Annotated in this window: 17 protein-coding genes; 4 read left to right on the top strand and 13 right to left on the bottom strand. The window is 63.1% G+C overall.

Going from position 1 to position 20511, the window contains the following annotated elements:
• Positions 1–97 precede the first annotated feature (97 nt).
• The 11 genes from OEG82_RS04630 to OEG82_RS04580 all read right to left on the bottom strand — a co-directional run bounded on the left by OEG82_RS04630 (position 98) and on the right by OEG82_RS04580 (position 14400).
• The gene (locus OEG82_RS04630; RefSeq protein ID WP_267611282.1) at positions 98–1162 is read right to left on the bottom strand and encodes a dipeptidase; all 1065 of its coding nucleotides are present in this window, start codon (positions 1160–1162) and stop codon (positions 98–100) included.
• An 11-nt stretch (positions 1163–1173) separates the two neighbouring features.
• A complete protein-coding gene (locus OEG82_RS04625; RefSeq protein ID WP_425497541.1) occupies positions 1174–1965 on the bottom strand; it encodes an ABC transporter ATP-binding protein in 792 nt (263 codons plus the stop codon).
• Positions 1953–2780, bottom strand: coding sequence for an ABC transporter ATP-binding protein (locus OEG82_RS04620; protein WP_267611281.1), 828 nt, complete (start codon positions 2778–2780; stop codon positions 1953–1955). The genes OEG82_RS04625 and OEG82_RS04620 overlap by 13 nt, the downstream gene beginning before the upstream one ends.
• A complete protein-coding gene (locus OEG82_RS04615) occupies positions 2777–3700 on the bottom strand; it encodes an ABC transporter permease (protein ID WP_267611280.1) in 924 nt (307 codons plus the stop codon). The genes OEG82_RS04620 and OEG82_RS04615 overlap by 4 nt, the downstream gene beginning before the upstream one ends.
• Positions 3697–4761: an ABC transporter permease gene (locus tag OEG82_RS04610; protein WP_425497540.1), complete on the bottom strand. Its 1065-nt coding sequence runs from the start codon at positions 4759–4761 to the stop codon at positions 3697–3699. The genes OEG82_RS04615 and OEG82_RS04610 overlap by 4 nt, the downstream gene beginning before the upstream one ends.
• Positions 4762–6321: an ABC transporter substrate-binding protein gene (locus OEG82_RS04605; protein ID WP_425497628.1), complete on the bottom strand. Its 1560-nt coding sequence runs from the start codon at positions 6319–6321 to the stop codon at positions 4762–4764.
• Positions 6322–6635: 314 nt separating this feature from the next.
• A complete protein-coding gene (locus OEG82_RS04600; RefSeq protein ID WP_267611278.1) occupies positions 6636–7640 on the bottom strand; it encodes a YeiH family protein in 1005 nt (334 codons plus the stop codon).
• A gap of 115 nt (positions 7641–7755) precedes the next feature.
• Positions 7756–8526 (bottom strand): SDR family NAD(P)-dependent oxidoreductase, encoded by a 771-nt coding sequence (locus OEG82_RS04595; protein WP_267611277.1) that lies wholly within the window; start codon positions 8524–8526, stop codon positions 7756–7758.
• 96 nt (positions 8527–8622) lie between these two features.
• Positions 8623–12000 carry an error-prone DNA polymerase gene (locus OEG82_RS04590; protein WP_267611276.1) on the bottom strand — a complete coding sequence of 1126 codons (3378 nt, stop codon included), beginning with the start codon at positions 11998–12000 and terminating at the stop codon, positions 8623–8625.
• Positions 11997–13502 (bottom strand): Y-family DNA polymerase, encoded by a 1506-nt coding sequence (locus OEG82_RS04585; RefSeq protein ID WP_267611275.1) that lies wholly within the window; start codon positions 13500–13502, stop codon positions 11997–11999. Before OEG82_RS04585 ends, OEG82_RS04590 begins: the two co-directional genes overlap by 4 nt.
• Positions 13486–14400 carry an ImuA family protein gene (locus tag OEG82_RS04580; RefSeq protein WP_267611274.1) on the bottom strand — a complete coding sequence of 305 codons (915 nt, stop codon included), beginning with the start codon at positions 14398–14400 and terminating at the stop codon, positions 13486–13488. The genes OEG82_RS04585 and OEG82_RS04580 overlap by 17 nt, the downstream gene beginning before the upstream one ends.
• 189 nt (positions 14401–14589) lie before the next feature.
• Here OEG82_RS04580 and OEG82_RS04575 point away from each other — a divergent pair, with 189 nt between their 5' ends.
• The 4 genes from OEG82_RS04575 to OEG82_RS04560 all read left to right on the top strand — a co-directional run bounded on the left by OEG82_RS04575 (position 14590) and on the right by OEG82_RS04560 (position 17550).
• Positions 14590–14883 carry a ribbon-helix-helix domain-containing protein gene (locus OEG82_RS04575; RefSeq protein ID WP_267611273.1) on the top strand — a complete coding sequence of 98 codons (294 nt, stop codon included), beginning with the start codon at positions 14590–14592 and terminating at the stop codon, positions 14881–14883.
• A gap of 88 nt (positions 14884–14971) precedes the next feature.
• Positions 14972–15367, top strand: coding sequence for a VOC family protein (locus OEG82_RS04570; protein ID WP_267611272.1), 396 nt, complete (start codon positions 14972–14974; stop codon positions 15365–15367).
• 72 nt (positions 15368–15439) lie between these two features.
• Positions 15440–15964: a Twin-arginine translocation pathway signal gene (locus OEG82_RS04565; RefSeq protein WP_267611271.1), complete on the top strand. Its 525-nt coding sequence runs from the start codon at positions 15440–15442 to the stop codon at positions 15962–15964.
• A gap of 14 nt (positions 15965–15978) precedes the next feature.
• Positions 15979–17550 (top strand): GMC family oxidoreductase, encoded by a 1572-nt coding sequence (locus OEG82_RS04560; RefSeq protein WP_267611270.1) that lies wholly within the window; start codon positions 15979–15981, stop codon positions 17548–17550.
• A 73-nt stretch (positions 17551–17623) separates the two neighbouring features.
• Here the strand turns inward: OEG82_RS04560 and OEG82_RS04555 are convergent, their stop codons facing one another.
• Positions 17624–19150 (bottom strand): UxaA family hydrolase, encoded by a 1527-nt coding sequence (locus tag OEG82_RS04555; RefSeq protein WP_267611269.1) that lies wholly within the window; start codon positions 19148–19150, stop codon positions 17624–17626.
• A complete protein-coding gene (locus tag OEG82_RS04550) occupies positions 19147–20187 on the bottom strand; it encodes an aldo/keto reductase (protein WP_267614862.1) in 1041 nt (346 codons plus the stop codon). The genes OEG82_RS04555 and OEG82_RS04550 overlap by 4 nt, the downstream gene beginning before the upstream one ends.
• Positions 20188–20511: the final 324 nt, after the last annotated feature.

Here is a 20511-nt window from a genome sequence, read left to right as displayed (position 1 = left end):
TCAGCTTCGCTGACACCTTGTCCCACCAGGGGAGAAGGGACAACGGGCGTTCCGTGAACGACCGGAGACGGATGAGGGGACGGACGCAAAGGCTGATTCAGTGACCCCAGGTCCGCTCCAGCAGCGCCACCCAGTTCTTACGGGCAATCTTCTCAATCAGCGCCTCGCCATACTGCCGCTCGCGCATCTGCTCGATCAAAGCCTGCACCCCGGTGACATCGCCGATGACATCCGGCAGTTCGGCGCCGTCGAAATCGGAGCCGAAGCCGACATGGTCTTCGCCGAGCTTTTCGACCAGGTGATCGAGGTGGCGCATGACTGGATCCCAGCCGCAATCGGTGGCCTTGCGACCGTCGTCGCGCAGGAACACGGTGGCGTAGTTGAGGCCGACCATGCCGCCGGTTTCCTTGATCATGGCCAGTTGCCGGCCGGTCAGGTTGCGGGTCGAGGGGGTGACCGCATGGGCGTTGGAATGGGTGGCGACCAGCGGTGCATCCGAGAGGTTGGCAACATCATTGAAGCCTTTCTCGTTGAGATGCGACAGGTCGATCATGATCCTGAGCTCGTTGCAGGCCTTGACCAGATCCTTGCCGGCGTCGGTGAGGCCCGGACCGGTGTCGGGATCGCCCGGGAAGCGGAACGGTACACCGTGGCCGAACACGGTCGGGCGGCTCCAGACCGGGCCGAGCGAGCGCAGGCCCATGGCGTGGAAGGCGTAGAGTGCATCGAGATCGGGACCGATGGCTTCAGCACCCTCCATATGCATGATCGCGGCGATGGTGCCGTCTGCCATGCAGGCGCGCAGGTCGGCTGCGCTGCGGCAGATCATGAGCGCGCCTTTCGAGGCCCGTTCCATCCACATCAAATGGGCAGCCATCTGCAGGGCGGTGGCCTGGGTCTGGTCGGCACTCATCAGGTCCGGCAGCGGCAGATCATAGGGCGGCGCGTCCATCATCGCCTGGTAGTCGGGTTCATCATCCGTATGCGGCGAGGGAATGTAGATGGCGAAGAACCCGCCGGCGAAACCGGCCTTCTGCATCCGCGGCAGATCGAGATGCCCCTCCTCGCCGGCTTCAAGCCACATCGCCTCGCGGCGCTCGGGCGCCCGCAACAGGCGCAGCAGGAAATCATTGTGGCCGTCGAAAAATGGCATGTCTGCCATGGCTGGCTCCATCAGCGCTGAAAGGCAGGATCGCGGGTGAAACCCTCGCTCGCTGTCAGCAGGTTGCGTGTGTAGTCTTCCCGTGTGGCATGATTCTGCAGATCGGTGCGGGTCAATTGCTCCACCACCTGGCCGTTCTGCATCACCACCAGCCGGTCGCACATGTGCGACACCACCGCGAGATCATGGCTGACGAGCACATAGGTCAGGCCGAGCTCATCGCGCAGCCGGTCGAGCAGATTGAGCACTTCAGCCTGGATCGAGGCGTCGAGCGCCGAGGTCGGCTCGTCGAGCAGGATGATTTTCGGCTCGAGAATCAGGGCGCGCGCGATGGCGACACGCTGGCGCTGCCCGCCCGACAATTGATGCGGGTAGCGAAACCGGAATCCCGATCCGAGCCCGACCTCGTCGAGCGCCCGGGCAACACGCTTCTCGCGCTGGTCGAAGCCGTGAATGGCGAGCGGCTCGGACAACACCCTGTCCACCGTGTGACGCGGGTGCAGCGAGGCATAGGGGTCCTGAAACACCATCTGGACACGGCGGTAGAAGGCCGCGTCGCGCGGCGTCGACACCGGGTCTCCATCGATTGCGATGGTGCCGCCGGTGACCGGGGCCAGGCCGCAGATCGCACGCAGCACCGTGGATTTGCCGGATCCGCTTTCCCCGACAATGCCGAAGCTTTCCTCTTCCTCGACAGCGAGCGACACGCCCCTGAGCGCATGCACCAGACGGTCGCTGCTTCCGAAGGTGACCTCTAGGTTTTCAATGTCGATGAACGGCATCCGTGTCCTTACTCCAGCCATGCGTCCTCCCGCGCCAGGACCGGCAAGGGGCGGACATTGCTGGCTATCTTTGGCAAGCAGTTGAGCAAGCCGCGTGTATAGGGATGCTGTGCCTCGTTCATCTTGCCGGCATCGAGCTCTTCCACCACCTGCCCGGCATACATCACCAGCACACGGTCGCAGAAGGTCGAGACCAGCTTGAGATCATGGCTGATGAAGATCAGGCCCATGCCGCGCCGGGACACGAGATTGTCGAGAATGCGCAGAACTTCGATCTGCACGGTCACGTCCAGCGCCGAGGTCGGTTCATCGGCAATCAGCAGGTCAGGTTCGGTCACCAGCATCATGGCGATCATCGCCCGCTGGCCCATGCCGCCGGACAATTCATGCGGATAGGCGCCCATCACCCGTTCCGGATCGCGGATCTGCACCGCCTCCAGCATGGCGATGGATTTGTCGCGGGCCTCGGACTTGCCGCCGTGCAGCTTGACCGCCTCCATCAGCTGCCTGCCGATGGTCATGACCGGGTTGAGCGAGAATTTCGGATCCTGCATCACCATCGACATGCGTGCGCCGCGCAGGGTCCGCCATTTCTTCGGCGTTGCATTGCGCAGATCGATGCCGTCAAATTCCAGCCTGTCGGCCGTGGCCGTGCCGGTTACCGGCGTCAGGCCGAGTATGGCGCGGCCGGTCTGGGATTTGCCCGAGCCGCTCTCGCCGACGATCCCCAGCCGCTCGCGGCCGAGGCTGAAACTGACACCGCGCACCACTTCCACCGGTCCCTGCCGGGAGGGGAAGGAGATGCGCAGATTCTCGACCGACAACAGCGGGTTCATTTCACGGCCTTCGGGTCGAGCACGTCGCGCAAGCCATCACCAAGCAGGTTGAAGCCCAGCGAGACCAGGAAAATTGCAGCACCCGGCATGGTGGCGACCCACCAGTAATCGATGATGAAGCGGCGCCCGCCGGCAATCATCGCGCCCCATTCGGGCTGCGGCGGCTGCGCGCCCAGACCAAGAAAGCCAAGACCAGCGGCAGTGAGGATGATGCCGGCCATGTCGAGCGTCACCCTTATGATCACCGAGGACAGGCACAGCGGCGTGACATGGCCCCAGATGATTCGCGATGACGAAGCGCCCTGCAGGCGGATGGCGTCGATATGCTCGGCATTGCGGATGGTCAACGTCTCGGCGCGGGCCAGGCGGGCATAGGGCGGCCAGGAGGTGATGGCGATGGCGATGATGGCGTTCTCGATGCCCGGCCCGAGGGCGGCGACAAAGGCCAGCGCCAGGATCAGCCGGGGAAAGGCCAGGAATATGTCGGTGATCCGCATCAGCACGACATCGACCCAGCCGCCGAAATAGCCCGACACGGTGCCGACCAGCAGCCCGATCGGCGTGGCGATGATCGCCACCAGCGCCACCACCATCAGCGTCAGCCTTGCGCCGTGAACGACACGGCTGAAGATATCGCGGGCAAGGTCATCGGTGCCCATCCAGTGGTCCATCGACGGCGGCAGCAGCCGCGCGGTGCGCAGATCGCCACCGAGCAGCGGGTCATAGGGGGCAATCACATCGGCAAAGATGGCGACGATGATCAGCAGCACGACAATGCCGAGCCCGACCATGCCGAGCCGGTTGCGGGTAAAGGCCAGCCAGATGCGCCAGGCCTGTCCCAGGCGCGCCTGATTGCGCGAGACCGGCTGCTCGGTGAGCAGCCATTCACTGAGTCCGGAGGGTTTGGTGCCGGTCGTCATGAGCGTCTCCTGACCCGCGGGTCAAGCAGGGTGTAGAGAAAGTCCGACAACAGGTTGAGGCCGACAAAGATGATGCCGATCAGCAATGTGCCGCCGAGAACGGCATTCATGTCAGCGTTCTGCAACGAATTGGTCAGATATTGCCCGAGGCCGGGCCAGGCAAAGACGGTTTCGGTCAGAACCGAGCCTTCGAGCAGCCCCGCATAGGACAGCGCGATCACCGTGACCAGCGGCACGGCGGCATTGCGAAGCGCATGCACCCAGATGATGCGCCATTCGGCGACGCCCTTGACCCTAGCTGTGACGACATATTCCTGCGCCAGCTCGTTGAGCATGAAACTGCGGGTCATGCGCGCGATATAGGCCATGGAAAAATAGCCCAGCAGCGCCGCCGGCAGGGCGATGTGGGAAACGGTGTTGCGGAATGCCGCCCATTGCCCCTGCATCGCGGTGTCGATCAGAAACAGCCCGGTGGTCGGCGTGAAGGAATATTCATAGGAAATGTCGATCCGGCCCGGGCCGGAGACCAGTCCCCATTTGGCGTAAAACAGCAAAAGCCCGAGCAGCCCGAGCCAGAAGATCGGCGCGGAATAGCCAACAAGCCCGAGGATGCGCACCACCTGGTCGACCAGCTTGCCTTGCCGGACCGCGGCCCAGACCCCGATCGGGATGCCGAACAGGGTGCCGATGGCGATTCCCACCGTGGCCAGTTCCAGCGTGGCGGGGAAAACCCGGATGAGGTCGTCAATGATGGGTTTCTTGGTAAGCAGGCTCTCGCCGAAATCACCGGTCAGCGCCTTTTCGACATAGAGGCCGAATTGCACATAGAGCGGGCGGTCGAGCCCGAGTTCGACAAAGGCCTTGTCATAGGTCGATTGCGAGGCCCGGTCACCGACCACCGCCAGCACCGGGTCCACCGGAACCACACGGCCGATCAGGAAGGTGACGACCAGCAGACCGATGATGGTGACGGCGACCGTTGCGCTGAGCCGCAGGGCCTTGCCGAACAGAGCAGGAAGGGCGTTGGCACGCCCTTCCGCAGAGCGAGACAGATCGGACAATTACTTGGTCACTGCCTTGAAGGAGTTGTCGTTGAACGACGGGCCGACGATGAAGCCCTCGACATTCTTGCGGCGGGCCAGAACCTCGATCTCCTGGAACATGATGACAAACGGGGATGTCTGCTGATGTTCGGTCTGGAGATCGATATAGATCTGGGCGCGCTTCTTGGCGTCGCCTTCCAGGATCGCTGCGTCAGCCTTGAGCGTCATTTCCGGGATGTCCCAGGCATTGCGCCAGGCCAGCGGCTTGGAGGCAGCATCGTCCGAATTGTCCGGGTTGCGCGCAAAGGTATCGGCATTGGTGTGCGGATCCTGATAATCCGGACCCCAGCGGCCGATATAGATGTCGTGATTGCGGGCGCGATATTTGGTCAGCGTCTGCTGTCCGTCGCCTGGAATCAGCTCCATGTTGATGCCGGCCAGCGCCATGGTCTGCTGGATGGCCTGGGCCATGGCGGTGATTTCATTGGTGTTGCGCGTGTCCATGGTGACGGTGAAACCGTCGGGCAGGCCGGCTTCGGCCAGCAGTTCCTTGGCCTTGTCGACATTGAGCGAGAACGGGGTCTCCTCAAGCGCGCCGAGGAAGCCGCGCGGCAGGAAGGCCTGATGCGGGATCACCTTGCCCTTCATGATGGTGTCGGCGATGATCGCGTAATCGACGAGGTATTTCATCGCCTGACGCACCTGCGGCTTGGACAGGTATTCGTTCTTCTGGTTCAGACCGAGATAGTAGATCGATCCCTTGACGCCGCTTTCGACGACGATGTCGGCATTGGTCGACAGCGCGGCGATTTCCTCTGCGCCGACATTGCGGGCAATATCGATGTCGCCCTGCTCGAGCAGCAGGCGCTGGGTCGCGGTTTCGGGAATGTGACGGTAGATGGCGCGGGCCATCGGCGGAGCTTCGCCCGAGTAATTGTCATTGCGCTCAAGCACGATGGCTTCGTTGGCGCGCCAGTCGCGGATGGTGAAGGCGCCGGATCCGGCATAATTGGTCTTGAGCCAGTTGTAGCCGAAATCACCGTCGACCTCGTTGCTCTTGACCAGTTCACTGTCGACGATGAAGCCGACCGTTGCGGTCAGGCAATACAGCACCAGCGTCGGCGCATAGGGCTTGTCCATCTCGAATTCGAAGGTCATGTCGCCGGTCTTGCGGATCATCGCGTCGACATTGTCGGCATTGAAGCCGAACTGGGTCAGAATGAACGCCGGAGACTTGTCCAGCTTGATGACGCGCTGCAGGGTGTAGACCGCATCATCCGCGGTGATCGGGTTGCCGGAGGCGAATTTCATGCCGTCGCGGATGGTGAAGGTGAAGGTCTTGCCGTCTTCTGACACGTCCCATTTTTCGGCGACGACACCGAAGATCTCGGAGACATCATTGACGTTGTAGCCGATCAGGCCCTGATAGGAGTTGCCAAGCACCTCGGAGGCGCTGAACTCGAACACTTCGGCCGGATCCAGCGTGATGATGTCATCGATCGCCCAGGCCTGGATGAGGGTGTCTGCGGGCGTCTCGGCCTTGACCGGTCCAGGCGCAAAGGCCACGGCTGTGCACATCAGCGCTACAGCCACGAATTTTTGAACGTGCTTCACGATACAACTCCCAGTTGATTTATTCCCGAGTACAGGTCCGTTAGCGCGGGGATAATTGTCCCTTGTCACCTAACGTAAGATGCATTGAGGCCACAGCCCCATGGACCTGTCAAGCAGGGCCGGCACCGGCTCGACCGGGGATCGTATTCGGGCATGGCCCCGGCCGGCTTGTGAAACCGCGCAGTTGCGGGCCGGCGCAGGAATTCACCCGCATCGCGGCCCAGAATAATTTCGTGTCTAAAATGAATCCTGTCTCAAGGAGTTTCGCGTACAGGTTGTTACACTCCGGCAATTCCAGTCGAAATTGCTGCCCAGGCAAGCCCCAGCAGGAAGAGGGTTTCCACGACAACCACCGCCACATGCCGCCAGCCGAGATCGAGCATGGCTTTCATGTTGGTCCGCACGCCGAGAGCGGAAATCGCGATCACCAGCAGCCAGGATGAGCCGTTGACCGCGGCGGCTGCGACGGTGGCGGGAATGAAGGCCATGCTGTTGGCGATCGTCACCACGCCGAAGCCGACCACGAAAAGCGGCAGGCGCACCTGCGAAAACCCGCTGCCACGCTGCATGGTCGAGAGCGCCACGATGATCAGCACAACCGGCAACAGGGTGACGCGCAGCAATTTGACGATTGTTGCCATGTCGCCGGCTTCGGTCGAGATCGAATAGCCCGCACCCACCACCTGGGCCACGTCATGCACGGTGGCGCCGATCAGAAAGCCGCTTTGCGCGTCGTTCAGTCCGGCGAGACCGAAAAGCACCGGATAGATGATCATGGCAATGGTCGACAGCGTGGTGACGGCGACGACGGTGAACAGCACGTTGCGCTCGGTCTTGTCATTGGCCGGAATCACCGCCGCCAGCGCCAGCGCCGCCGAGGCGCCGCAGATTGCCACGGCGCCGCCGGTGAGGATTGCAAAACGCCAGCCGCGCGAAAACAGTTTTGCGCAAATGAAGCCGAAGCCGATGGTCAGCGCCATCAACCCGGCAACGGTGATCAGCCCGGAGGTTCCGATGCTGGTGATGTCGCCCAGGGTGATGCGCGCGCCGAGCAGCACGATGCCGAGCCGCAGCAGCGATTTGGAGGCAAACACTACGCCTTCGGAGGTGCGCTCCTGATCCGCCATGAAATTGAAGGCCATGCCGATCAGCAGGGCGAACAGCATGACCGGCGCGGCATAATGATCGGACAAAAACCTTGCCGCCACGGCAATGGTGATTGCCAGCAGCAGACCGGGAAACAGGCTGCGCACCCGCACCTTCAGATCGGACAGTGAAGACATGTGTGGGCATCCCTGCAAGTTGCTGCGCAGCCGTCGCGACGGTGGCGCCTGGTCAAACCGCTGCTGCGGTCATGTGTCCGCGGCGGCGTGAGGAACGCGCGCCGGGAGCCGAGTTTCATTTGGCGGTGTAGCCGCCGTCGACAAATAAAAGCTGCCCGGTCACATAGGCCGAGGCGTCGGAGGCAAGCAGCAGCAGCGGGCCTTCGATATCGCCCAGCTCGCCATTGCGGCCGATACAGGTGGCCCTGGCATGCGCGCTTGCCAGCTCGGGATCGGCAAAGACCGGGCCGGTCAGTTCCGTCGGGAAGAAGCCGGGCGCCAGCGCATTGGCGTTGATGCCATCGGCCGACCAGGCTTCCGCCATGGCACGGGTGAGCTGTTCGACGCCGCCCTTGGAGGCGCCATAGGCAATGCCGTTTGGGAAGGCCCGGCGCGATTGCAGCGAGGCGATGTTGACGATCCTGCCCCAGCCTTTGGCGCGCATCGCCGGCACCAAGGCCTGCGCCAGAAAGAACGGCACGGTCATGTTGAGTGCGATGGTGCGGTCCCAGCTCTCCGGCGTCACGTCGGAGGCCGACTGGCGCAAATTGAGCCCGGCCGCATTGACCAGAATATCGGGCGCACCGAAGGGTGCTGCCGCCTTTGCGGCAATTGCTGCGATATCTGAATCGGCGGCAAGGTCGGCAACCAGGGCGGCGGTTTCGCCGCCGGCCTCGCCGCGCCATTGCTCGAGCGCGTCTGCGCGGCGGGCAAGGCCGACAACTTGCGCGCCGGCGCGAACAAGGAAGGTTGCCGCCGCGCGTCCAAGCCCGGAGCTCGCACCTGTTACAAGTGCTACGCGGCCCTTCAGGCTGAACAGATTTTTCTGGTTCGTGTCACTGGTCATTATTACATTCCCCCGCCACCTCAATGTGCGGAAAAACAATCCGCGTGGCCCGGGCTTGATAGACGGCGCGGACGAAGGAATCAATTCGGCTCGTGCTCAGTGGAAATTCCGCCCCTTCGGCAAGGCCCGCCCCGCCGCCCTGGCGGTTGCCAGCTCTTCGTAATCCTGGCGCAGTTCCGGCGCATCACGGATCAGCCTGATGATCTGCGCTGCCGGCTTGGTGCGCGGACGCATGTCCTCGATCGGGCGGCGCACTTCGTCGGCATTGGCAAGCCCGCCCATCTCGCTCGCCATGTCCGAGATCTGCGCCATCATCGGCGTCAGGTCCTCGAGATATTCGGCCACGACATGGATGACGCCGTCCTCGTTCTGCAACTTGCCGCGCACGCCGACGCAGCGGCTTCCGAGCACGATGGCGCGGAATTTCTCGAACACCTTGGGCCAGACGATGATGTTGGCGACGCCGCTCTCGTCCTCGATGGTCTCGAACACCACGCCCTTGGCCGAGCCCGGCCGCTGCCTGACCAGCACAAGCCCCGAGACCTTGACCACCCTGCCGGAGCGGATGTTCTGCAAATCCGCATTGGGCCGGCAGCCGGAGCGGGTCAGGCGCTCGCGCAGGAACGACATCGGGTGGGCTTTGAGAGAAAACGACAGCGACTGGTAGTCATTGATCACCTGCTCGCCCAGCGGCATCGGCGGCAGGTCGACATCGGGCTCCTTTTGCAAATCATGGCTGTCGGCAAGCGCGAACAGCGGCAGCCGTTCGGCACTTGAGAGCGGATCGAGCGCCTTGACCGCCCACAGCGCATCGCGGCGGTCCAGCCCGATGGAACGGAAGCAATCGGCCTCGGCCAGTTGCTCGATGGCCCGGCGCGGCAGGCCGGAGCGCATCCACAGATCGCGGACACTGTCATAGCCGCGTCCGCGCCGGACCATCAGTTGTTCGGCCTCGGCCTCGCCAAATCCCTTGACGTGGCGCAGCCCCAGCCGCACCGCGTGGCTGTGTTTCATCACGCCCCTCATCTCGCGATGCCGGGAGGATAGCGGCTGAGGATCGGCATCCGGCTCCAGCGTGCAGTCCTGATCTGAGCAATTGATATCGACGGGGCGGATCTCGACGCCATGCTCACGCGCATCGCGGATCAGCTGGGCGGAGGCATAAAACCCCATCGGCTGGGAGTTAAGGATGGCGGCGCAAAAGACGTCCGGATAATGGCATTTGAGCCAGCAGGAGACATAGACCAGCAGCGCGAAACTGGCGGCGTGGCTTTCGGGAAAGCCATATTCGCCAAAGCCCTCGATCTGGCGGAAGCAGTGCTGGGCGAAATCGCGTTCATAGCCGTTCCTGACCATGCCCTCGACCATCTTGGTCTGAAACGAGCCGATGGTGCCGACACGGCGGAAGGTGGCCATGGCGCGGCGCAATTTGTCCGCCTCCCCCGGCGAAAAACCGCCGGCGACGATGGCGATGTTCATCGCCTGCTCCTGGAACAACGGCACGCCCAGCGTCTTGCCGAGCACGGCGCGCAATTCCTCCTTGGGAAACGACACCTCCTCCTTGCCCTGGCGGCGGCGCAAATATGGATGGACCATGTCGCCCTGGATCGGGCCGGGGCGGACAATCGCCACCTCGATCACCAGATCATAATAGCAGCGTGGCTTGAGCCGCGGCAGCATCGACATCTGCGCCCGGCTTTCGATCTGGAACACGCCGATGGTGTCGGCGCGGCAGATCATGTCATAGGTCGGAACATCGTTGTCCGGCAGCGAGGCGAGCGTTTCGTGGCGGTCATAATGGCTGTCCAGCAGGCCAAAGGCCTTGCGGATGCAGGTCAGCATGCCGAGCGCCAGCACATCGATCTTGAGCATGCCGAGGCTTTCGAGATCGTCCTTGTCCCACTCGACAATGGTGCGGTCCTCCATCGCCGCATTCTCGATCGGAATCAGCGAAGACAGCTTGTCACGGGTGATGACGAAGCCGCCGACATGCTGGGAGAGATGGCGCGGAAAGCCGACGATCTGCGAGGCCAGATCCAGCATCTGCGCCAGGTGCTTGTCGGCCGGATCAAGGCCTGCGCGGCGGGCATCCTCGGCATCGACCTCGCGCGACCAGCCACCCCATTTGGTGCCGGAAATGGCGCTGATCGCATCATCGGAGAGGCCAAAAACCTTGCCGACCTCGCGAATCGCCGAGCGGGCACGATAGGTGATCACGGTGGCGGCGAGCCCTGCCCGCTCGCGCCCGTATTTGGCGTAGATGTACTGGATGACCTCCTCGCGCCGCTCATGCTCGAAATCGACATCGATGTCGGGCGGCTCGTTGCGTTCCTCGGAAATGAAGCGCTCGAACAGGAGATCGACCTTGCCGGGATCGACCTCGGTGACCTCGAGGCAATAGCAGACAGCGGAATTGGCGGCCGAGCCGCGCCCCTGGCACAGGATGCCCTGCGAGCGGGCAAAGCGGACAATGTCATAGACGGTGAGGAAATAAGGTGCGTAATCAAGCTTCCTGATCAGCCGGGTCTCGTGGGCGATAGCCTTGAGAACCTTGTCCGGCGCGCCTGCGGGATAGCGCTTTTTCAACCCGAGGACGGTGAGCTTTTCGAGCGCCTCCTGCGCGGGCAGCGGTTCGGGCCCGAGTTCCTCGAACATCGGCGCGTCGGGATATTGATAGCGCAATTCATCGAGCGAAAAGCGGATGCGGTTAAACAGTACCGCGGCTTGCGCAACGGCTGCCTCAAACCCCTTGAACAGGCGCAGCATCTCGGCATGCGGGCGCAGATGGCGTTCGGCATTGGCGGCAAGCCCTGTGCCGATCGTGGCCAGCGTCTTGCCCTCGCGGATGCAGGTCAGCACATCCTGCAGCGGGCGGCGCTCGGGCGCGTGATAGAGCACGTCGCCAATCGCCACCAGCGGCAGATCATGGGCCTGCGCCAGCCGGGCAAGCCTCGCCATGCGGCGCTGGTCCGTGCTGCCATAGCTCCGCGAAAGGGCCAAATGAAGATGATCGGGAAAGGCCGCGCGCAACCGCTCAAGCACGGGATCGAGAAGCTGCAGCCCGGCCATCGCGGCAGGGGCGACAACGGCCATCAGCAGGCCTTGGCCATGGGCCAGCAGATCCTCCAGCGTCAGGTGGCACTCGCCCTTCGGCGCGCGGCGCTTGCCGGTGGTCAAAAGTTCGCACAGATGGGCATAGGCCGCACGGTCCTCGGGCCAGACCAGAATATCCGGCGTGGTGTCCCGGAACACCAGCCGGCAACCCGGCGCGTAGGCCAGCCCTGCCTCTTTCGCCGCCATGTGTCCGCGGACGACGCCTGCCAGTGAATTGCGGTCGGTTATCGCAATGCCGCCAAGGCCGAGCCTCGAGGCCTGCACCACCAGTTCTTCGGCATGCGAGGCGCCGCGCAGGAAGGAAAAATTGCTGGCGGCGGCAAGTTCGGCATAGGCTGGCTTCGATAGAGGCGAGGTCATGCAAACAGCCCGTGCATGTACCAGCTCGGGTCATCGGTCTCGCGTCCGTAAAGGCCATGACGGAACAGCCAGAAGCGGTAGCCCTGGCGGTCCTCGACGCGGAAATAATCGCGCGTGCGGGCGCCGCGGCCATCGCGCCACCATTCGCAGGCAATGCGCTCGGGGCCTTCGGAGCGGGCGACCTCATAGGAGACACCGCGCCAGCGGAAGCGAAACGGCGGGCCATCGGGCACCTCGGCGATGGTCTGCATCCGTTCGGGCCGGTCAAACAGGATCAGCGGACGAGTGGTGGTCTCACTGAAGGCTTCCAGCTCCAGCGCCATATCGCCCATGGTTGGCTTGCGAGCACCGAAGCTTGCAACCGGTTGGCGGCCAAAACTGCGCTCGGGAATATGAGTGTCGGCGAGCACGAAACGCTGGACCCGCTCGAGGCCAAGCCGGGCGCCGAGCCGGTCGACCAGCGCATCATGGCCCTGTCCGGCGGCCTGCCCCGCCATCATGTCCGCCTGCGCGGCCTCGAACGGATCGGCATGAACCACATCAAGCCGGATCAGATCGAAGCCGAAGCCGGCATCGAGATCGTCATGCAGGCCGGCGATACGTTCCTCAAACAGCCGGGCGATCATCTTCGCATCCCGCAAGGGCCGGGCCGTCTGCACGGTGAGATGACTGACCTGGCCGTCGACCCGGAACAGCCTGAGCCGGCAATGGCGCAGGCCCAGGCCACGGCGCTCCAGCGGCTCGAGGATGCCTGCGGCCAGTCCGGCAATGGCATGGCTGATCTCGTCCTGATGTGTCACCGGCTCGGCGTAGCGCCGCTCGGTGGACAGCTCCGCCACCGGCAGGATCGGCGAAATCGCCTCGGCCTCGCGGCCCAGCGCCTGATCAAGCCGCTGCAACAGGCGCGCGCCGAAGCGGGCCGCCAGCGGCGCTCGCGGCAGGTTGGCGATGCAGCCGATGGTCTTGAGCCCGACCCGGTCGAGCGAGGCAACCATGGCGGCAGGCAGACGCAGGGCGCTCAGACTCAGGGGCAGAAGCGCCGCGCCATGGCCACCCTCGGCAATGATCCGGGTCTGGCCATAGCGCGCCATGGCCCAGGCGGCGCCGGGCGTGTCGGCCAGACAGAGCCGGACGGACAGGCCCTGGGCGCGCAGCCGGGCTTCCAGGTCAGCCATCAGCGCCGTCTCGCCGCCAAGCAGGTGGGCGCAGCCGGTGATGTCCATGAACAGTCCGTGATCGCGGGCGATCTCCGGGGCCGAGCCCAGCGCAACCAGCGGGGTGTAACGCTCGCACCAGCCGGCGATGGTCAAAAGCAGCGCCCGGTTCGCCTCCACATTGGCCGGATGGCAATCGAGATCGGGCACCAGTGCGCGGGCATCGCTGAGCGTCTGGTTGAGCCGCACGCCCCGGGCATGGGCGCGCTGGTCGAACGCTACTATGCGAATGGCGTTCTTGAGCGTGTCGGTGACAACGACAGGCGGCGTTTCAGGATGCGCGTCCAAAATCCTGTCTGTGATCCAGGACCTGCCCCATCTTGCCCGCAGAATCGCGTCGGTCGGCAGATGCGGGAATGCGATCGAGAGAATGCGCTGGCGGGGTGGCGCCGGAAATGCGCTGGTCTGTTGTGTGGGGAGCGGCATGGTCGAAACTTCTTGCTTTGGGGTTCCAGGCTAAAAGCCATTGGCCGGTCCGTCCGGCGCGGTTGCGTTCAAGCGTCAGGGACAGCCGCATTGCCCCGACGCCGCGTTCAAAGGTCTCGTCCGCCCCGGACATTTCAGTGTTCACACACCAGCGCGTCACCGCAGCGCTGGCCTCCTCCTCGCCGCTCTGCCGCAAGACCAGGGCGAGCACACCGCTCTGCCGCGCCCGCAGCATCAGACGCCGTGTTGCGGTGATGTCGAATCGCGCCGGATTGCCCTTGATCTGGAACACCAGCGCCGCCAGCCCGGCGCAGCCCGCCGCCTCATCCGCCGCCCACATGGCGCCCTGCAGATCACCCGGTTCGACACATGTCACACGGGACGGATCCAGCCCGTACTGGGCAAGTCCGGCGGGGAAAAGCCCGCCGCCATCGACACGTGTGGCGGGATCTGTGACCCAGACAATGCCCTGCCTGCCGCGGCCCGCCCCCTCCCTGCCAGCATGGATGGCGCGCGCGGCCAGTCCGAGCGCAAATCCCGATCCGGCGGCAATGTCACGCGCCAGCCCGACCCGCACCTCATGCAAGCCGCCGCAGGCAAGTCCGCCGTCAAGACAGAGGTCGACAACGCTGGCGCCAAGCGCCAAGGGCGGCGACACCGCAGCGTCCCCCAGCCCCATGCCCCGATGCGCCTCGGCCTCATAAGCCCGGGTGCGCGCCTTGAGAATATCCGTCGCGGTCTGCAGCCTCGAGAGACTCATGATCAATCCATATTGTTCCTGTTATGTTCCATTTAACGCCAGAGTCGCGGCGAGAGTCAATCCGCAGATTTCGCAGTCCCGGCTTATCACTTTCGGCCAACAGCACTTGGCAAATATGCTTCCAGTGCTGCACAATTGACGACCGGGGAGACATGTTTGAGTGATCGAACCACGAAGGAGGAGCAAACCATGTGCAAGATGTTCGCAGGCCAGGACCCGACACGTTACGAGCAGGTCACTCGCCGACTCCGATTGAATGGCCAAAGCACATCGATTCGCCTTGAACGGACGTTCTGGGGCATCATGGACGAACTTGCAGAGTCCCAGGGCATGACGACCCCGGTGTTCATGTCGAAGCTGCATTCCGAGGTGCTGGAGCTGCATGGCGAACCGAAGAACTTTGCGTCGCTGCTGCGCTGCTGCTGTCTGGTTTACCTCGAGAACAACGGTGCAGACAGCGATCATCTGATTGCTGCCGAATGAAAAAACACCCGTAGTATACAACTACTACCCGCAGCGCCTCGACCGGTTCCAGACTTGTGTGCAAGTTTGAAACCATACGGGAGCGACCATGGCCAAGGCCATTCACACCATGATCCGCGTGCTGGACGAAGCACGCTCTGTCGATTTCTACAAGACCGCTTTCGGCCTGGACGTCGCCGACCGGCTCGACTTCGACAGCTTTACCCTCGTCTATCTCAGCAATGCCGAGACCGGATTCGAGCTTGAGCTGACTGTCAACAAGGACCGGAGCGAGCCCTATGACCTGGGCGACGGCTACGGGCATCTGGCATTCTCGGTTGCTGATGTCGACAGCGAACATGCGCGCCTGACCAAGCTCGGCCTGACCCCACGCAAACTTGTCGACTTCGCCCCCGGTGGTGAGGTGATTGCCCGCTTCTTCTTTATCGCAGATCCGGATGGATACCAGATCGAGGTTCTACAGCGCGCCGGACGTTACATCTAGCCAGGGAAACAAGCTTGCCGGGAGGAGGTTTCGGCAAGCGCGGTAAGACAGACACATCAAGGGAGGATTACCATGACAACCCAAGCCAGACAGCAAGGCATGAGCCGCCGCCAATTGCTTTCACGTTCAATCGCGGCAGGCACCGCATTCCTCATCGGTCCGGGATTCATCGCCGGACCTGACGCCGCCTGGGCGATGGAAACCACGGCGCTCAAGCCATCATCGATGGCGACGCTGATCCAGATGGCACGCGATATCTATCCGCATGACCATGTCGCCGATGAATTCTATGCCATCGCGGTCAAGGGCTACGACACAGCCGAGGTTGCACCCGACATCGAAGCCGGCATCGCAGCCCTCGATGCCGCGGCGCGCGGCAAGGGGCACGCCTCCTATCTCGACACCGGCTGGGAACGCGACCGTGTCGACATCCTTCGCAACATGGAAGACAGCGCCTTCTTCCAGCGCATCCGCGGCGGTCTGGTCACAGGTCTTTACAACCAGAAAGAGGTCTGGCCGCTGTTCGGGTACGAAGGCGAGAGCTACAGCCAGGGTGGTTACATCGACCGTGGCTTCAACGACATCAATTGGCTTTGAGGGAGGCGTCGGACATGGTTGCGAAGTTTGAACTGAATGACGACTCGGTCGTCGTGATTGTCGGCACCGGCGCCGGAGGCGGCGTGCTGGCCAATGAATTGGCCCAGAAGGGCATCAAGGTGGTGGCTCTGGAAGCCGGCGGACGCTATCTGCCGGATGACTATATCAATGACGAGTGGGAAAGCTTTGGCCAACTGGCATGGCTGGACGCCCGTTCGACCTCCGGCGACTGGCGCGTCGCCAAGGATTTTTCCGGATTGCCGGCCTGGATCGTCAAGGCGGTCGGAGGGACCACGACCCACTGGGCCGGTGCGTCGTTGCGCTTCCAGCCGCATGAGTTCAAGGCCAGGACAACCTATGGCGATGTTCAGGGCGCGAATCTGCTCGACTGGCCGATTGATCTCGCGGAAATGGAACCCTGGTATGAAAAGGCCGAGACCAAGCTCGGCGTGACCCGCACCGGTGACCGTACTGGCCTGCCCGGCAACAACAACTTCATGGTGTTCGAAGCCGGAGCCAAGGCCTTGGGCTACAAGGAAGTCCACACCGGCCGCATGGCGATCAACTCTGCCGATTATGATGACCGCATGGCCTGCCAGCAAACCGGGTTCTGCTTCCAGGGCTGCAAATGGGGCGCCAAATGGTCGGCGGCCTATACCGACATCCCGCGCGGCGAAGCCACAGGCAATCTGGAAGTCCGCGAGCGCGCGCATGTACTGAAGATCGAGCATGACGACAGCGGCAAGGTGAGCGGCGTGCTCTATGCCGACCAGGACGGCAATCAGCATCTGCAAAAGGCGCGGATCGTCTGCGTTGCCGGCAATTCGATCGAAAGCCCGCGGCTGCTGCTCAACTCCGCCTCCGCCATGTATCCCGACGGGCTTGCCAATTCCTCCGGACAGGTCGGCCGCAACTACATGCGCCACATGACCGGGTCGGTCTATGCGGTGTTCGACAAGCCGGTAAAGATGTGGCGCGGCACGACCATGGCCGGGATCATCCAGGACGAAGCACGGCATGATCCGTCACGCGGCTTTGTCGGTGGCTATGAACTCGAAACCCTGAGCCTTGGCCTGCCGTTCATGGCCGCTTTCCTCGATCCGGGCGGATGGGGACGGGAGTTCACGACGGCGCTCGATTCCTACGAGAACATGGCCGGCATGTGGATTGTCGGCGAAGACATGCCGCAGGAAACCAACCGGATAACGCTCAACCATGAGCTGAAGGACCAGCACGGTCTGTCTGCGCCAAATGTTCATTTCGATGATCATCCCAATGACCGGGCGATGCGCGCACACGCCTACAAGCAGGGCATGGCAATCTATGACGCAGTCGGTGCAACGCGGGCCTTTCCAACCCCGCCCTACCCGTCGACCCACAATCTGGGGACAAACCGGATGTCGGAGAACCCGCGTGACGGCGTTGTCAACAAATGGGGTCAGACCCATGACATCGCCAATTTGTTCGTGTCCGACGGATCGCAGTTTACCACCGGTGCGTCGGAAAACCCGACGCTGACCATCGTTGCACTGGCAATCCGGCAAGCCGATCATATCGCCAGTGAAATGAGCGCCGGAAACCTCTGACGCACCCAATTTTGAGTTCGGTCAACGGCGCCTTTCGGGCGCCGTTTTCACAAGTCCAGCCGAATGAACCGCACTACATCACCGCGCCCATTTGCCAGGGGACGAATTCGGCGCCGCCGAAGCCGAGTTGCTCGCTCTTGGTTTCCTCGCCGGAGGCGACGCGCAGGAACAGCTCGAAAATCTCGCGGCCCTTGGCCTCGAGGCTGACGCCGTCAGTGATGATGTCGCCGCAATTGACGTCCATGTCTTCGGACATGCGGCCATACATTTCAGAATTTGTCGCCAGCTTGATGCAGGGCGTCGGCTTGTAGCCAGAGACCGAGCCGCGGCCGGTGGTAAACGCGATCAGATTGGCGCCCGAGGCAATCTGCCCGGTCACCGAACAGGGATCATAGCCCGGAGAATCCATGAACACGAAGCCGCGCTCGGGGATCGGCTCGGCAAATTTGTAGACCTGGGTCAGCGGCGCGGTGCCGCCCTTGGCCACGGCGCCCAGCGATTTTTCCAAAATGGTGGTCAGCCCGCCCTTCTTGTTGCCGGGCGAGGGATTGTTGTCCATCTCGCCGCCATTGCGCGCGGCATAGTCCTCCCACCAGTGGATCCGCTCGACGATCTTGGCGCCAACCTCGGGTGTCACTGCACGGCGGGTCAGCAGATGCTCGGCGCCGTAGATTTCCGAGGTCTCCGACAGGATGGTGGTGCCGCCATGGGCGACCAGCATATCGGACGCCGCGCCGAGCGCCGGGTTGGCAGTGATGCCGGAATAGCCATCCGAGCCGCCGCACTGCATGCCGATCATCAGATGCTCGAGCCCGGCCGGCGCACGGGTGATGCTGTTGGCGACTTGCGCCATTTCCTTGAGCTGCTCGATTCCGCGTTCGATGGTCTTGCGGGTGCCGCCGGACTGCTGGATGGTCATGTAGCGGATATTGCCATCGGCGCGCATGCGGCCGCGGCCGACCAGATCCGGCACCTGCATGACCTCGCAGCCGAGCCCGAGCAACAGGATGCCGCCGAAATTGGGATTGCGGGCATAGCCCTGCAGGGTGCGGAACAGGGTGTCGTAGCCCTCGTCCTTGCCCGACATGCCGCAGCCGGTGCCATGCACGATCGGCACGATGCCGTCGACATTTTCGAACGCGTCGAGCCAGCCCTGCTTCTCGGATGCCTCGGCAATGAAGCGGGCCACCGATCCCGAACAATTCACCGAGGTGAGAATGCCGAGATAATTGCGGGTGCCGACGCCGCCATCGGCGCGGTGATAGCCCATGAAATGGCGCTTCTCGGAAGGCGCGGGAAGCGGCCGGACTTCGGTGGAAAATTCCTGCGCCTCGGCATGGCCGCCCATGCCGAGATTGTGGACATGCACATGCGCGCCGGGCGCAATGGCGCAGGTGGCCACACCGATGGTCTGGCCGTAGCGGATGACTTTCTCGCCCTCGGCAATCGGGCGCGAGGCGATCTTGTGGCCGCGCGCCACGCCGTCCAAGAGCGGCACATCGAGGCCCGGCACGGCAGCACCCGGCGCCAGGTCTTTCAGGGCGATGATGACATTGTCTTGCGGATTGAGGCGAATGGTCTGGTTGAAATCGGTTGTCATGATGCGGACAGGTCTCCAACAGGTGCGTCTTCGCGCATCAGGCCTTGCGCCTTCAGCTCCGCCCACAGCGCCGGCGGAATCTCGGCCCTTGCGGCAACACAATTGGCTTCCATCTCGGCAACGCCCTGGCCGCCGGGAATGACCGAGACGATGGCAGAATGCCTGAGCGGGAACTGGAAGGCAGCATCCACCATTCGCACGCCGTGGCTTTGGCAGACGGCCTCGATCTTCGTCACCCGGTCAAGGATGGGCTGCGACGCGATGTCGTAATTGTAGAATGCGCCCGGCTTCGGCCCGGTGGCCAGAATGCCCGAATTGTAGGGGCCGCCGATGACTATGCCGATGCCGCGTTGCTCGGCCAGCGGCAGGAAACTGTCGAGCGCCTCCTGCTCCAGGAGCGTGTAGCGCCCGGCCAGCAGGAACAGGTCGAAATCGCCGCGTTCGGTCAGCCATTGGCAGGCCTGCCATTCATTCAGGCCGGCGCCAAAGGCCTTGATCACGCCCTGCTCGCGCAACGACAAAAGCGCCTTGTAGCCGCCCGCCATCAGCTCCGCCAGCCGGGCGTCGCGCGCTGCCTCGCTGCCATGGGTGAACACATCAAGGTCGTGGGCGTAAAGAATATCGATGCTGTCGACGCCGAGCCGTTCGAACGAGAATTCGAGCGACCGCATCACGCCGTCATAGCTGTAATCGTAGACTTCGCAGCGCGCCGGCACATCGAAGAACTTGCCCTCGCCGGTGCGCTCCTCGCCCGGCTCGCAGCGCCGCATCAGCCGCCCGATCTTGGTCGACAGCACATAGTCGCCGCGCGGCTTGCCGCGCAGGAACCGGTTGAGTCGGGTCTCCGAGAGCCCCAGCCCATAGAGCGGCGCGGTGTCGAAATAGCGCACGCCCAGATCCCATGCCCTGCTCAGAACCGCATGGGCATCATCATCAGTGATCGCCCGGTACAGATTGCCCAGAGGTGCCGTGCCAAAGCCCAGTTCGGTAAACGTCAGCCCACCATTGCCGATCCGGTCCCAATGTCGTGTCTTCAATTGCATCCGCGCCTCCCCGCTTGACTGGCAAGCTAATCCATCTTGAACGAAATCGCATCCCCTGGATGCACCCCGCCGATCAGATTTTCGCTGCCCATCCTCGCCGGAGCGCAGTTGCGCCTGTTTGATCGCCGCAAGGCCTGTCTTCGCAAGATCCGGATCGACCCTGTTCGCCCGTCATTGATGCCGGCATTGCAATACCGGCCGGCCGGCCGCCGGACCGGATCAAACCCATGTTTGCCACACTATCTGGGGCCGAGAATCAGACTCGACTTGAATTTGTCGCCAAGAACACGGAAAAAGCCACGCACCATGCTGACCATG

The sequence above is a fragment of the Hoeflea ulvae genome, assembly GCF_026619435.1.
Taxonomy (GTDB): Bacteria; Pseudomonadota; Alphaproteobacteria; order Rhizobiales; family Rhizobiaceae; genus Hoeflea; species Hoeflea ulvae.
This window is presented reverse-complemented; position numbering and strand designations above follow the sequence as displayed.